12 protein-coding genes are annotated in these 15,281 nt (G+C 46.1%); 2 read left to right on the top strand and 10 right to left on the bottom strand.

Annotation, left to right across the window (positions count from 1 at the left end; genetic code table 11):
* The first annotated feature begins 103 nt into the window (after window positions 1-103).
* Window positions 104-1,126 (top strand): STAS domain-containing protein, encoded by a 1,023-nt coding sequence (locus ACFQPF_RS17970; RefSeq protein ID WP_379751562.1) that lies wholly within the window; start codon window positions 104-106, stop codon window positions 1,124-1,126.
* A 59-nt stretch (window positions 1,127-1,185) separates the two neighbouring features.
* On the opposite strand, the gene ACFQPF_RS17965 is transcribed toward ACFQPF_RS17970, so the two are convergent.
* From ACFQPF_RS17965 to ACFQPF_RS17955, 3 genes are all read right to left on the bottom strand, one after another.
* Window positions 1,186-1,632, bottom strand: a complete 447-nt coding sequence (locus ACFQPF_RS17965; RefSeq protein WP_379751560.1) for a threonine/serine exporter family protein — start codon at window positions 1,630-1,632, stop codon at window positions 1,186-1,188.
* Between the two features lie 16 nt (window positions 1,633-1,648).
* On the bottom strand, window positions 1,649-2,410 hold the full coding sequence (locus ACFQPF_RS17960; RefSeq protein WP_379751558.1) for a threonine/serine exporter family protein: 762 nt from the start codon (window positions 2,408-2,410) through the stop codon (window positions 1,649-1,651).
* Between the two features lie 230 nt (window positions 2,411-2,640).
* Window positions 2,641-3,552 (bottom strand): DMT family transporter, encoded by a 912-nt coding sequence (locus ACFQPF_RS17955; RefSeq protein ID WP_379751556.1) that lies wholly within the window; start codon window positions 3,550-3,552, stop codon window positions 2,641-2,643.
* Between the two features lie 115 nt (window positions 3,553-3,667).
* On the opposite strand from ACFQPF_RS17955, the gene ACFQPF_RS17950 reads away from it, so the two are divergent.
* On the top strand, window positions 3,668-5,068 hold the full coding sequence (locus ACFQPF_RS17950; RefSeq protein WP_379751554.1) for an aminotransferase-like domain-containing protein: 1,401 nt from the start codon (window positions 3,668-3,670) through the stop codon (window positions 5,066-5,068).
* A 50-nt stretch (window positions 5,069-5,118) separates the two neighbouring features.
* Here the strand turns inward: ACFQPF_RS17950 and essA are convergent, their stop codons facing one another.
* From essA to ACFQPF_RS17915, 7 genes are all read right to left on the bottom strand, one after another.
* Window positions 5,119-5,607, bottom strand: coding sequence for a type VII secretion protein EssA (gene essA / locus ACFQPF_RS17945; RefSeq protein ID WP_379751552.1), 489 nt, complete (start codon window positions 5,605-5,607; stop codon window positions 5,119-5,121).
* Window positions 5,594-8,359 (bottom strand): type VII secretion protein EsaA, encoded by a 2,766-nt coding sequence (gene esaA, locus ACFQPF_RS17940; RefSeq protein WP_379751550.1) that lies wholly within the window; start codon window positions 8,357-8,359, stop codon window positions 5,594-5,596. Before esaA ends, essA begins: the two co-directional genes overlap by 14 nt.
* Complete coding sequence (gene essC, locus ACFQPF_RS17935; RefSeq protein WP_379751548.1) at window positions 8,356-12,822, bottom strand: type VII secretion protein EssC; 4,467 nt, start codon at window positions 12,820-12,822, stop codon at window positions 8,356-8,358. Before essC ends, esaA begins: the two co-directional genes overlap by 4 nt.
* Window positions 12,823-12,834: 12 nt before the next feature.
* Window positions 12,835-14,163 (bottom strand): type VII secretion protein EssB, encoded by a 1,329-nt coding sequence (gene essB, locus ACFQPF_RS17930; RefSeq protein ID WP_379751546.1) that lies wholly within the window; start codon window positions 14,161-14,163, stop codon window positions 12,835-12,837.
* A gap of 17 nt (window positions 14,164-14,180) precedes the next feature.
* On the bottom strand, window positions 14,181-14,420 hold the full coding sequence (yukD, locus tag ACFQPF_RS17925) for an ESX secretion system protein YukD (RefSeq protein WP_379751544.1): 240 nt from the start codon (window positions 14,418-14,420) through the stop codon (window positions 14,181-14,183).
* Window positions 14,421-14,506: 86 nt separating this feature from the next.
* Window positions 14,507-14,800: a WXG100 family type VII secretion target gene (locus ACFQPF_RS17920; protein ID WP_094253564.1), complete on the bottom strand. Its 294-nt coding sequence runs from the start codon at window positions 14,798-14,800 to the stop codon at window positions 14,507-14,509.
* A gap of 145 nt (window positions 14,801-14,945) precedes the next feature.
* Window positions 14,946-15,275 carry a hypothetical protein gene (locus ACFQPF_RS17915; RefSeq protein ID WP_379751542.1) on the bottom strand — a complete coding sequence of 110 codons (330 nt, stop codon included), beginning with the start codon at window positions 15,273-15,275 and terminating at the stop codon, window positions 14,946-14,948.
* Window positions 15,276-15,281 lie beyond the last annotated feature (6 nt).

The raw sequence follows: 15,281 nt of genomic DNA, 5'->3' as shown, positions 1-15,281 counted from the left end.
GGAATGGATTGGATTGGCGGTTTTAATTTATAGGGGGATTAAGACTACAGCCTTTTTTGATGAAAGCAGATGCATATATACATAGTAAAAGGAGAGCATGGACATGCTGACGAAACAAGAAACCTTTGCACTAGGGGACATTCAGTTCGGCTGGGATTTAGAAGAAGGAAGCTTTACGTATCAAGGCTCAGACGCCGTTTTATTTTGGATTGAATCAGCTATGAAAACCTTGTTTGATACGATTGAGGAAATCTCTGGTGATGACGCGGCTAGCGTGGTAATGGAAACCACAGGTCACCGTCAGGGAGAAATTGTTGGAGACTTCTTTAATCAGTTGAATTTCTCTATTGAAGACGCTGTGAAAACCATTCCGCCTCTCTATGCTTCAGCAGGCTGGGGCATCGTGCAATTTGAAGAGGTGGATGTTGCTGCTTCTCGGGCTACCGTATTGCTTAAGAACAGCTGGGAATACAAGATTAATAAAATACAAGGGAAATCCACGCATGGATCATTCCTTCCCGGGCATTTTGCGGGCCTGTTATCCAAGCTCTTTAACACGAATATCTGGTATGAAACGGTTCAAGGCAATGTTGGCGACGATCCTTGCTGTATCTACTCCTTCTATCCTTCAGACATGACGGCATCCAAGAATATTCATGAACTGCTTCGAAAAAAAGAACAGGACGAAATTCGTAAGCTTGAAGAAGTCGTTGAAACACGTACCGAAGAGCTCAAATCGCTTGTACAGCGCTTATCATCACCCATTATTCCAGTGCTTGAGAACATTGTCGTCATCCCGCTGATCGGCCAGTATGATGACAGCCGTTCCGAGGAACTGCTGAACAAGACGCTCGAGAGCCTGCCAAAGCTCAAGGCGAAATATCTCGTGCTTGATTTAACGGGTATGGACACGGACGGCTTTGATGCGTCCAACTTATATTTTATTGAACGGTTATCTAAAGCAGCAGCCCTTCTTGGCGCTGAATCAATCCTTGTCGGCATTTCAGCAGAACTCGGAATCGCGATTACACGCGAGCAGGTTGACCTCTCAGCACTGAATTGCTTCGGTACCCTGCAGCATGGCATTTATTACGCCCTCTCTCAGGAAGGCCGAAAGATTATTTAACGAGTTAACGAGTCAAGGACGTCCCAAGGTGGCCTATTTCAGCCTTCAGGACGTCCTTTTCATTTGGGGATGTTCCGAAGACGAGATTGCCGGATAATTTGATTAATAACCTCCGAGAAAACAATTCCCATGGCGATGGAGCCTGATATCATGAATGCTTTTGCTGCCAGACTGACCGCAACTCCATAATCATTTTGAACAAAGTTGCGCATGGCATCATAGGCCATACCCCCTGGAACGAGCGGGATAATCCCGCCAACACTATAAATAATGACCGGGGTCCGGTACCTTTTAGCAAATAACTGGCTCGCTACGGCCACGATAAACGATGCCATGACAGTGGCCGGAACGATATCCACACCGTTTTCCGTCATCACTATATATATGCTCCAGCCTACCATGCCGACAAAGCCGCACTTGATAAGTGACGGCCTCGGTGCGTTAAACAGAATGATAAAGGCTGCTGAAGCAATGAAACTTGTCAAAAGCTGCTCGGCAATAAACAACTGCCGCACCCCCTTTTTACATAATGGAAAAGACGACGGCGATGCCCGAGCCAATCGCAAACGCCGTTAGAAAAGCATCCGCCCCCTTAGACAGACCGGAAATAAGGTGGCCAGCCATCAGATCACGCACCGCATTCGTGATAAGCAGCCCTGGCACGAGCGGCATGACAGAACCGATGATGATTAAATCCATGTCACTGCCCAATCCCGTTTTCACGAATAAAAGTCCAAGCAGCCCGATAAGGAGCGATGCTGAAAATTCAGAGAAAAATTTGATGGGAACAAGATGATGAAAATATAGAAGCGCCATGAACCCGATGCCTCCAGCTAAGAAAGCGGGGAGAAAATCACCCCATGTTCCTTTAAACATGATCAGAAAGCAGCCGGATGCAATCGCCGCTGCAAGCACCTGCACGGTATACGAATACGTCGATTTAGAGGCGGCGATCGCTTCTAGGGCAACGTATGCCTCATCCACTGTCATTTCCCCTGCACTGATTCTTCTGGAGATGCCATTTACTTGGGCGACCTTTTCTAAGTCGGTCGTCCGATCGTTGATGCGGATCAGCTTCGTCTTCGTTGGTTCATCGGTTTCCACGGAAAACAAAATGCCTGTCGGTGTCACGTATGGATGGGATTCCAAGAAACCAAACGAGGCAGCAATCCTCATCATCGTATCCTCTACCCGGTAGGTTTCTGCTCCACTTTCCAGCATAATCTTCCCAGCGAGTAGACAAACGCCCATAATGTCATATGTGTAATCCATTTCCTTCTGCATCCAAAATCGCTCCATTTTCATTCTTTGTTTTCATTGTATCCTAAAAAACATCTTAAACATCTTGGCTGAGCCCATTCTATTCATAGGTCACTTCGCATTTCAAGAAAATCAGGAACGCTCAATATTTTAACAGTTTAAATGATTGCGTTCAAAATGAATAGGGGTCCGGTACCTTTTTTCACACATGCAGCCGCAGCGCGCAATGAAGAAAAAGGGTACCGGACCCCGGTCTATGCAATCTTTTTTGTTTTGTGGCTGATCATGGACCGGACAGCTTCTGCATTGACAAGAGCGATTCCAGCAATGATGGTGATCCCACCTAATACGCTCATCACCGTGACTTTCTCATTGTAGACCACTGCCCCGAGACATAAAGCGATAAGTGGCGAGATATATAGCCATGTAGAAGGAAATACAGGGTCTTTCTTGGAGACTAGCCAATAAAAGAGTGTATGCCCGATCATTGAGCCTGCCACAGTTAAATATAGCAGTGAGCCCCATGCAGCAGGCTGAGCCATAACCGGAAGCTCTAGCGTTTCTGTAAACGCAGACAATAAGAAGAGCATAGCTCCTCCGTACATCATTTGCGCAGCGTTCAATGCGATTGGCGACGTTTCTGAAAAGTGCTGAATAACATGCTTTGAATAGAGCGCTCCACCTGAATACGACATTTCACCCGCTAAGATAAGCAAACAGCCTGCCAGCCAAAGCCCGCTCACTTCCGTGTAAAGGGCAGGCATAAAGAGAACAACGACTCCAGCAAAGCCAATGACTCCGCCAATCGCTGAAACAAATGGCACCTTCTGGCGGAAAAGCATGACCTGCCAGAGCATGATCATTAATGGTCCTGTTGCCGATAGAATACCAGCCATGCCTGACGATACATACTGCTCTGCCCAATATAGGGTGGAGAAAGTGCCGAACGTCAAGGCAAACCCGCTCAACAGCATTTCTTTACGCAAAAGGATGCGCCACTTCGCTTTCCCCCGCCACTTCATGATAAGGAATAAGATCAATCCTGCAAGAAAGAATCGGCTTCCTGCTGAAAAAAAGGGGGGAGCCCCCGCATCCATCCCGATCTTTATGGCGAGAAACGTGGTCCCAAACACGAAACACATCACGATATAATTGAACATAACCATATTTATCCACTCCCTTTTTCAACCTATCATATAATTCAGAGAACAGAACAGTTTCTACACGACAGAACAGATTGATCTACTTTCTAGTAAACTAGAGAAAAGGAGTGAAACGACTATGAAGGACCACTTATTTCGGCAAATAGGCCAGACGATTACGAACCGCATTGAACGCGGTGAACTCAAGCCGGGCGACAAGCTCCCTTCTGTCCGCTCACTCGCTCTTGAGCTTGGTGTCCACCGGCTGACCGTCTTTAAGGCTTATCAGCAGCTTAAACATAGAGGAAGCGTTACTGTGGTGGATAAATCGGGTTATTATGTGAAGGAAGATGCTTCCCCGCTCGTTGGACTGGATTACCCGGTTGTTTCCTCTTATGTTCATAAAAGTCATTTGTCTGAAATCCATCGCATTCATGCGGATTATCAATTTTCACAGGCTGTTATTGATCCGGACCTGCTGCCGAATCAGTATACCTCTTCCTCTGCCAAACACGTTCTCGATCTTTACCCCAAAGTATTCAGCACGTATGCTGCCGTGCAGGGTGACTCTGAGCTGCGAGACTATTTATCTCACTACTTTTACCAAAACCAGAAGCAGCTCGCTTCACCTGAGGAAATCCTCATTGCATCCGGTTCACAGCAAGCAATTGATTTAATCGCACGTGTTCTCGTCAGAAGGGGCGATACCGTTCTGATTGAACGGCCGACCTACAGCGCAGCAATTGATGTATTTCACAATATTGGCGCCCGCTTGCTCACGGCAGATCTTACAGCGGAAGGGTATAATCTCGTACAAATCGAAAAGCTGATGAAAGAATATAGGCCGCGCCTTTTTTACAGCAATCCGACGTTTCAAAATCCGACAGGCTATACGGTGCCGCTAGAACAGCGTAAGCAGCTTGTGGATCTTGCCGAGAAGTATCAAGTGTTTCTTTTAGAAGATGACGCGTTTCGGGACATCTACTTTGCTGATAAACCTCCGCTTCCTCTATCATCTTATGACGTGCATGGCCATTGCATATATGTAAGAAGCTTTAGTAAGTACATTGCTCCAGGCCTCCGCATCGCTGCCGTTGTCTGCCGTGAGCCTCTTATGCAGCAGCTGCTGGCTGCCAAATCGCTAATGGATAATGGAACGCCGTTATTGAACCAAAAGCTGTTTCTTCACTATTTTCGTTCGGACCGCCTGCAGCAACATATTGAAAAGCTTCGCACCGCTCTTGAAATCAGAAAGGAAGTCATGGAAACATCACTTGCCGATCAACAATTGACTTGGGAAAGCCCGAGTGGCGGCTTAAACCTTTGGGTGCGTGTTCCAGATGCCATTAACATGGACCGTTTGCTCGCCGAATGTCTTACCCACTCTCTTTCTTTCGTACCTGGCACAATTTGCGATCCGCTGAAGAAACAAGAGCACTGGGTGCGGCTCAGCTATTCATTCATGAACGAACAAAAAATAAAAGAAGGGATAACGCGGTTTAAAGACATTTTGAAGAAATTGAACAAAGAAATCATTTAAAATGACTAAAGCCATCCCGGAAGGCGATTTGATTGCCTTCCGGGATGGCTTTAGTGAAATTCTTCTTTTCTTTTTTTCATGCCTGTCAGCACAAGCAGCAGGATGCCAAGCACGCCAAGTGCGATGACGATCATATAAACGACCGCCAGCGCTGACCGGCCTGTATCGTTTGTCTGCTCGTCATTGGTTAAAAACCGTGATGGCGTTTTACCTGTAAACAGCTGCAGCTGCTTAGCTTTCGCTGCGACCGAATTTTTTTCACGCTCGCCTTCTGCAAACAGATTGTTCTTCACGTTCTCCCATTTTTCATCAGGCTTCATTTTAAATGTTAAGCTCTTTTGCTCTTCAGGAATAGGTGTTTTCTGTTCGTTCAACGGCTCTTCATTGAAAAAATCCGTGTCGTTATCTCTTTCTTTTTCCTCATAAATGTTTGGTGAAAGATTATCAATATTCTGCTGAGCATAGGCTGTCTTGCTGGTCAACATGGTGAACAGCAAGACAAATGCAAGAACGGTGTGTAAAAATTTAATAGGCTTCATATGCCTGGTCGGTATCCGCCGGCTTTTTTGACTTGGTGAATGCTTCAGCCGCAAACGGAATAATAGTCAGCAAGGCAATAATGCCGATTAACACGAATGATCCTTGAGCAAACTGGTTGTCCGTTTCATATTGAATGGACATGTAGACCGCGGACATTGGATCTTCGTATAAGAAGTTCGGTGCCGCTAAAGCCAACAGCGGACTGACAAAGAACAAGATCAATCCGACACTTGCCAGCCAGCCTGCTGCGTTGCCGAAATAAAAGGCCGTCTTTACGAGCGCTGATGCGGCTGTTAATAGCAGGATCGTATAAATCGACCATTGGATCGCCTTGCTTTCGGACAGAGAGTAAATTTCAAGACCGAACAAGGAGATGACCAGCCCAACAATCAAGTTTAACAACACGAACAGTGCACCCTTGACAAGCATCGGCAAGCTGCTGAAATAGTGGGTGAAGAACCCGATCAGCAATGCGCTGATTAAGACAATGACGAGGATAACGACAGGAGGAACGGTTTTCTCTTTTTCAGCCGGCGTATCTCCGCTGATTTGAAGCGGATTGGCTAAATAATCATAGACATACCCATTGTTCTGTCCATCGACCTTCGTGTTTCCTAGTACGTTAAACACATCATCTCGAACGAGTTTAGTAGAGGCTACATTTGTCGCCCATTTCTCGTTCAGAACATCTGCATCACTTTGAACGGTCGTTACTTTTTTCTGAAGCTCACCTGTATAATTCACTACATAATTCTGTCTTTCACCTAGCGTCTTCATCAGTTCGTTGATATAGATCATTTCCTGTCCGATGCTTTGCTGCTGCGTCAGTACAGATGTTCCATCCATATCCTGTGAAGGTGCAACCTCACCGATGCCAGACTGCATTTCCTGAAGCTGAGAAAGCACCTTGTTTGCACTCTCTTCCATTACAGAGACGTCATTGATAATAGCCGCCTGCTGTTCATCTAGCGTTAAATTGTAGTCTATAGTGAACAGGTCAAAGTTTCGTTCCATATCTACCATGACTTCTTGCGTTTGAGGAAGGCTGAATTGCAGCGATTCCCACAATGCTTGCTCTTCTTCATCTGCTCGTAATACGCCTGAAACCTTCTTTACTAAATTCTCATTATTGAGAACCGAGTCTTTAGCAGCATCTGCTTGATTCAATCGATTCGCTGCCACTTCATATTCAGCCAAGAAGCCATAATACGAAATCATCGAATCAACCGAGCCGTTTTTCAGCGGCGTGCTGAACGCTTGAATCAGACGCAGCTTTCTATCCTCTGGCAGCTGTGGAGACAAAAGCAGCTCTTGTTCCTTCTTCAAGATAAGATTTCTAATCTGATGGCTTGCCCCATTATTATTGACAACGTTTGTTGAAAGAGCAGAATACTTCGATAATAGGTTGTTATACTCTATCGTTACGTCCTTCCACGATTTCCCTTTAACACCTATCTCACCTGATAGGTCCTGAATTTCTTTATCCAGTTTCTCTAAGTAGCTGATCGAACTGATAAGCTCTGCTGATTTCGGATCAGGAACGGCTTTGGCTGACGTTAATACTTTAGCCAGTTCTGTTCTCATAAGCTCAAGCTTCGCTAGTTCTGATGTTAAATTGGCTTGTTCTGGGTCCTTTGGTGTCTCCTCTACTGGCTGTCCACCTTGACCGCTATCTGTGATCTTTTCTCGAGCCGAAATTAAATCGTTTTCCAAAAGCGTCATTGATGCTAGTTTGTATTCGTCCAAGAAGCTTCCGTGCACGTCCTTCATTTCCGCCATCTGCCGCTCGGCGTTGTTATACCGCTTTTCCAGAAGGACTCCCACTGCCTCTGCATTCTTATTTAATTGCTCCTCTACGCCTGTCATCGCCCCGCTGAACATGGCACCTTGCTCGTTAAACACCTGCCTTAGTTCTTCTTGCTGAAGAGCAAGGCTTTGAGTGCCTGCCTCAATAGCAAGCATGCTTTCCTCCTGAGCAACGCCCAACAGCTCCTGCTGGCCGTTTTGATACTCTTTATAAGCGTCAACATAGTTTACGAATGAAGCGAGGTTTTGCTCAAACTCTTCTACCGTGCCGGCACGCTCAGGCGACGTTTCTACACCCTGCTGCATGCTTGCTTTTAAATCCTCAAGCAGCCCCTTTTGGCGCTCCAGCTCTCCAGCTAGATTTTTAGAACTTGGCTTATAGAAATTGACCATTACCGTTTGAAAAGCGATTTCCTTTTCCAGAATACGGTCAAATTCCTTACGCACATCGTCCATATCTTCTGAAACATAATTCCAGTAAAGCGAGCTCATTTTCGTGTTCACACGGTTAGCCGCATAATCAAGCTCACGCAGCAATTTCTCTTTGTTCACCGCGTTCAGCTGGCTTTGAACTTTATATTGAAAGTCCGCCTTTGCCGGCTGCTGATCGTCGTATGTTAAAAGATTGTTTGTGAAATCAGACGGAATGAAGACAACCGCATCATACTCATTGTTTTTCAATCCGTTTTCTGCCGCACTCCGGCCGAGCACGGTCCATTTATAATCCGATTTTTCTTCCAGAATAGCCGGCACCTTTTCGCTGAGCTTCAAGTTCTCTGCCTCAGGCGCACCAGCATCCTCGTTAACGATCGCAATAGAACGAGTCGCCGTTTCTTTAACCTCCATCGGATTATCCCCGACAAACTGGATAAACAGATGAGGAAACACGAGGATGACGGCCGCGGCCAGAACCATTTTTATCGTATATTTCCATTGACCCGTCATGTGTAGATCTTCCTTTCAATGACACATAGTGGAATTTGAATTTTCGTTTCTTTGCCATTTTCCACGTAATAGCCGAACCCTGCGTGGACGTCTTCTTCCTTCCTGTTATAGGGAAGTGTAAAGAGTGTCTGTTCTGATTTCTTCATCAAAACGAGAGCCTGTCTGATTTGCTTGATCTCGGTCGTGAACGCATCGAAGCCTTTTGTAATTTCATTGTTGTTTCCAGACACGATCACGTTAAAACCAAGATGGCTGTAGTTCTTCATAAAGCGTGAGAGGCGGTCCTGCATCATGCTGTCAGTCGTCTGTGTAAACCGTGAATAGCCGTCAATGATGAAATATACCTGGCTGTATGAAAGCTCATGAAGCGTTCCTTTTTGAATGCTTTCTACATATTCTTTCTCACGTTCCTTAAACAGTTCTTCTACTCCATCAAGCCATGCTGCGATATTTTCCTTTGTTTCCAGATAGCTCACTTTCTCTTCTGTCGCATAGCTGGAAAGGCCGCGGTCAATCGCATCGAACATCCCGATATGCTTTGTATCCTGTAACAGAATCGTGTTCAGCATGACCTTAAGCGCGTTTGTCTTGCCTTTTTGTGCCTGGCCGACAATCAAGCAATGCTTGTTGCGGACAAAGTCCACATACACCGGCTGGACGAGCTCTTCATCAAGACCAATCGGCAATATGCCTTGCTCCTGCATGCCTTCTGAATATTGCGTAAAGCTGATCATCGTCAGTTCGTTAGGCAGCATCGGCACCGCTTTAGGACCGGCTGTGTCCTTATACTTTTCTTTCAAGCGCTGAATTTGACTCTTCATGTTTTCGAGCAGCTCGTAATCATCTGCCCCATCGGCCGGCATAAATACTTGAGAAAAATAAGCTTCCTCACTCTTGATGATCGCCCGGCCCGGAATCGGTTCTGGTGAAAACGGCACTCTGCCAAGAATCATGTACGACTCGGTGGAATCCATTAAATAATGGACGATTTTCGTCTTGAGGTTATTCATGAGCGACTGCCTCACAGAGTTGATTCTCGTCGCAGTAAATATCATATAAATGCCGAGTGACTGGCCGTCACGTGCAAACTGTGTCATCTGCATTTCAATATCCTGCAGCTCTTCTTTCACGAGATCAAAGTTATCGATGGTGATGAACTGCAGCGGCAGTTTTTCTTCACTGACCGCGTTGTACATTTTAATGCTGCTCACTTCTTTTTGCTGAAAGAGCAGTTTGCGGCGGGCAATCTCATCTTTTAATAATCGAAGGAACTTCTCAATCTTATGCTCTTCGTCCATCAAGAAATAATCAGCCGTGTGAGGCAGCTGCTTAAGGGGCAGCAATGTTCCGTTTCCAAAATCAAACAAATAATAGTGAAGCTCCTCTGGGCTCAGCTTTTCTGCCATGCTGAGCAGGATTCGAAGAACGGTATGTGACTTTCCGTAGCCGGATGAACCAAAGATTCCAATGTTCCCATCATCCATCAGCTCGTACACATATGGCGACTGGCTTTGCTTTTCCGGTTCGTCGATCATCCCTAAGTAGATTTCATGAGCGCTCTCATCCTCGGTTGATGACTTAACAAGACGTGAGTCAAGCGGCGGTAGCCATGGACTGTTCAGCTTGCGGATGCCCATCTTCTGCTGCAGCTCTTCGATTCGATCTACGACGATGTCAATCTCGGATTCTGTTTCCTTTTTGTCTCCGTCAACTGCAGTTACATCAGAAAGCGGGATGAGTCCGTAATCCGTGACGAGGGCCACCTCATCCTCCGCTTCAAACGTTTCCGCTTGATACGGCGCTCCGCTCCAAGCCGACTGAAACAGCTCGTATACTTCGTTATTGCCGACCTGCAAATACCCTCGGCCCGTCACGGTAATGGAGGACGCATCCGCATTTTTTAAAATTTCCCGGCTGTCCGCCGCGTCCTGTACCTTTAGTGCCACCTTAAAGCGTGCGTTGCTCCAGATCTGGTCATCGATGACGCCTCCAGGCTTTTGTGTGGCTAGTATCAGGTGGACACCAAGGCTTCGGCCGATACGTGCCGCACTGACGAGCTCACGGATGAATTCCGGTTCCTCAGCTTTTAATTCGGCAAATTCATCCGAAATCAGAAAAAGGTGCGGGAGCGGATCAGATGCCGTGCCGCGCTTATAAAGTGAAGTATAGTCATTGATATGGTTCACTTCGTATTGGTCAAAAAGCCGCTGCCTTCTTTTCAGCTCGCTTTTAATAGATGCGAGCGCGCGGCTGCTAAAGTTTTTGCTGCCTTCAATGTTCGTGATCGTACCGAGCAAGTGCGGCATGTTTTTAAAAGGCTGAGCCATGCCTCCACCTTTATAATCAATTAAAAGGAACGCCACTTCATGTGGATGGAAATGCACAGCCAGTGACAGGATATACGTCTGAAGGAACTCCGATTTACCCGAACCTGTCGTACCCGCCAGCAGACCATGCGGTCCATGTGCCTTCTCATGAAGGTTCAGCTCCACGATATCCTCTTTTCCCTTTAACCCGACAGGAACAGCAAGCGATTTAGAAGACTGGCGGGTAAGCCAGTTTTGCTCAATTGGAAGCTCGTCCACTTCCTTCGCCTTTAACATGCCCAAGAACGATACACTGTTCGGGATCGAGTTGGTCATCCCGACTTGATGGTCAAGCGTTCTTAGCATGCGGGCATAATTCTCATTGCTCTCTAAGCTGTGCGCATCGAGCGCAAATGGAATCTGAACCGCCTTTTTCTCTTGGATGAGAATGTCGCCTTCGCTGTCATTAATGTAGCGGACAAGCGTGTGAACGTTCTCTGATAGGCTCTCTTTCGTCTCTGCTGCAAATATTACGGAAATACCAAGGTGAGAGTACTCGCCCTCCAAATATTCCAAAATGACGTGTTCAGCGATCAGCTCTTGATCCATCACGATAAATACGATGTGAGGAGAGAAGCGCAGCTTTTCCTTGTCTTCCTCCATGTCGCGTTCACGCAGCATCTCGTAAAACGATGAAAGCAGCTGGTCACGGCTTTTTTCGTTGTAGATCATGCCTTTGGCGAAGCTGTTCGGCAGCTGGAAGTGAGGCAGCCATTTCGCCCACTCCCATTGCTTGTAGTCATTCTCATCGAAAATAAAAACAAACCGGACATCATGGTAGCTATGGAAAAATGCGAGCTGGCCGATAATCTGATGAATCTCGTTCTTTACGATATTCTCTTTACCGACTAGCCCCATCGCCCCTTTTGAAAGACTGACGGTTACCGGGACATTCTCTACCTCTCGATACACCTTTTCCATCCTCTGCGACTGCTCAAGCAGATCATCAATCTCTCGGTTCGCCATATCGCCTGCGTTCAGGTTAATGGAATAGCTTGATGGAAGGGTGCCGGTACCGATCCTTAACTGAAGAAAATCATGGCTCTCAGGAGAGCGCTCCCAGATGCGGTCGGATATTTCCTGTGTTAAATATTTCATTCTCTCAAACGATGGAAAATGGTAATCTAACACCATCTTCTGTTTATCTGCGAGTTCCTGTAGCTCTTTACGCTTGTTTTCTAAATAGATGGTGTACACTTTGCGGCGGCGCTCTTGGCGGCGCTTAAAGTTTCCTCGTTCTTTAAAGAACTGGACAGATGACGTAACAAGGGTTGTTGCAAACATCACCATGGATACGATAATGAAAATGCCGCGCGGCTGGACGAGTGCCACAATCCCCATCACTAGAATCATGAGCACAGGCGGCATGATGATAAGCCATAGCCCGCGGTTGGGCTCCTCCCCTTCCTGTGAGGGAAACGACATCGACACCTTATCCTTAGGCAGCTCGTATATCATGCGTGGCGTTCGTCTGTAGACCGGGTATTTCTTGCTCATCTCCGACTGCGGCCTCTCGCTTCTGTGCAGCATAGTCTTGTATTCTTCCAGACTCGCAATATGAAGAAGGTCGTTTTCTAGAATTCTTATCACCATGAACGGTACGAACAAAATGTCCCCGATTTCCAGGCCCGTCTGCTTCTTTATTTTTCGTCCGTTCAGATAAACGTTCTCGTTGCCAGGAGCAATCATCCAGCGGCTTCCCGCTTTCGTGAACGAAAATCCTCCAGCACCCCAAGTGGCACTGCTGACATGTGCATGCTCATCTGATGAAAAGACCAATTCTTTATGCAGCCCTGTAAAGTACGTTCCTTGGACGCTCAGTTCCTTGGTCACGTAAATAGCCAAACGTTCCTCACCGTCTTTTAGAATAAAAGGCTGGTCAGCAGAGACCGTACCTATGATTCTATTGCTTTGGAAAACATCCAGCTTATGTTCTTCCGTACTTTTTTGAATCGTCAATGGGCCGTCATTGAAAGGAAATGCCCTTACGGTAACCGTCTGCTGCAGCTCCCCCCCGATAGTGACGGGGCGGAAGGTATCCGTTTGGAGCGGCACCTGCTGATACGTTTCATGGTGAAACACCCAAATCGTGTTCATCTCGGCCCCTCCCTATTCATTTCCAGCGGCTGGAGCTGCCGGTTTGGCTTTGTCTTTTTCAGCTGCTGCTTCCTGCGCTTTTTTGGCTTCTTGCGCCTTTTGTTCTTCCTCTAGCTTTTTCTGTTCTTCCAGCTGCTGCTCCGCTTGGCGCAATTCTTCCTCTTTTCGTTCTTCCTCTTCAATCAGCGCCTTTTGTTCTTGTTCATATTCATCGATTTCCGCTTGTACTTCTTTTAGCAGCTTCTGCTTTTCCTCACTCGACAAATCTTCATTGGCTTTGATTTCGTTACGGTACTCAAGGAGTCCATATACAATAAGGTCACGGTCTTCGAGCGCACGTGCGATGTCGAGTGCCTTCTTCCCTTCCCCTCTGCCAATATGAATCCAATAGGCGAAATACTGAGGATCGGTCTGAAGGGTAACGGTGTTCGATACTTGCTCTTTTTGCTCTTCTGTCAGCTTAGCGTTCTTTATGTAGGATGATGCAAGCTCATATTGAACGACCTCCGGCATTTCATCCGCTTCATAATCGGCCAGCGTCTCCACGACCTCGCTGTACTCGCTGCCAAGGAAATGCTCATTACTCGCGACAAAGGCGTCCTGCTTCGGTTCAAGAAAGAATAAAGAATACAGCGTATACAGCAATGCCGGCAGGAAACCAGCAAGCAGCCCTATTGCGACATAACGCGTCACTTTCCATTTGTTTTGCGGTATAGTGACAAACGATTTATCCTTTTCATCCAGGTTCTTGATTTGCTGTTCAATCCATGCCAGGAGGCTGTCTTCATTTTGCGCTTCCATGATTTCTTTTGCTTGCGGAGTTAGATCCAATGTTTCGTGGAACTTCAAATACTCTTGAAACGTATACTTGCCATCTATTGCTAAAGCTGAGGCTGCCTTAAGCTGCTGCCAAAGCTTCTCGCTGTCTTTTTCATAAGGAGGGATGCTTTCCTTTACACCGTAATGTAAAAAGCTTGGGGTTAAACTTTCATCGAATAGTATATTCTCTGGGCTGACAACGATGTGCAGCCTGGATAAGGAGTGCTCTTTCACTTTTTTAACAAGCTGATGAGCAAATAACAATCTGCTGCGCCCATCTTTTTCCTTTAAAGCACGAAACGTATGAAAACGAGCATCAGGTGTTGCCGTGATGATTAGTTCATCTTCGTTCAGGGTAATATCTCTTTGAATACCATGATCAAGCCCCTTAAGAAGTTCAATTTCTGCTTGGTTGTCGAGCTTAATCTTTTCTTTCTGAAAAACAAAAGCTGTCGCATCCTGTTCTCTATGAATACGGGCCTCTAATTCCTGCTCCAGATAGGACTGTTTTATTTCTGCCATTTATGTTTAGACTCCCTTCATAGAACTTCAAACCGGTCGCCGGTTGTAATTCCGTTCTCGGACAGTTTCTCATTGCCTGATAATACGACACTCTTATTGGGAATTCGCACCCAATAACCATCTCTCGGCGGAACAGAGATGGACTTTGCCTGCCAGATAATATCCACAACCTTTTTTACGCTGTTAAAATTGGACAGACGCAGGTCAAAGGTTTCACCTGTATAATGCTTTAGATCAACGGTAACCTCTATATACATATCTCTCACCCCAAAAGGAAGGAGCGCCACTGCTAGAATCAGTGTCGGCGCTCCTTTTTGTCTTTCAATAGGTTGTTAATTGAAGCTTAGCCTCTGATTTGGCTCGCGATTTGGTTGTCAGCGTCTTCAAGTGCTTTAGAAGTGTTGTTAAGCTGTGTAGAGATGTCTTCAAGCAGCTGCTGCATTTGCTGGAAAGAAGGCTTAAGTGCCTCATACTGCTGGCTGAATGCGCGGCTTGCTTCACCTTCCCACATGCCTTCTAATTGGCTGATCATGCTATTAAGGCGGGAAATCTGCTCTCCAACCTGGCTGCTTTCGTTAGAATAACGGCCTGACATATCGACTAGTTCTGCAGGGGTAACGCGAATAATTCCTGACATTTTCATCTCTCCTCATGTTTTAAATATTTATTTAAACAACGATCAAAATGACCGGTTGTTCTGCAATTAATAAGGCAGCTAGGTGATCACAACCTATATTTGCCCTATATTGGAAATACCGAAACCTATTTTTTGTAATTTCTTGTTACTTTTTGCTTAATTCTTTTTCCTCATAGTAAATCTTTACCTGCTGGGTGTTTATTTTGTTGATGTGATTCGTGTATATCTGTGCCATATGATTCATGGCTTCTATATGATGTAAAGCGAACGACTGGACATTTTTTTGCCTCTCCAGAAGTGCACTGTTGATTTCTTCCACGATGTTTCCTTTGCTTTTTCCTAATTCCTGCTGCACATTGCTGGTTAACTCTTGACTTAAGGCAGCAATGTCTTCTAAACGTGTTCTGAAGATATGAAACTTATGATGCAAACTTTGATGCGGCTCAAAATCATGCCATATTTTTTTTTGCCCCATACCCTA

Source organism: Fictibacillus iocasae (assembly GCF_042665465.1).
GTDB classification, from domain to species: Bacteria; Bacillota; Bacilli; order Bacillales; family Fictibacillaceae; genus Fictibacillus; species Fictibacillus iocasae.
This window is presented reverse-complemented; position numbering and strand designations above follow the sequence as displayed.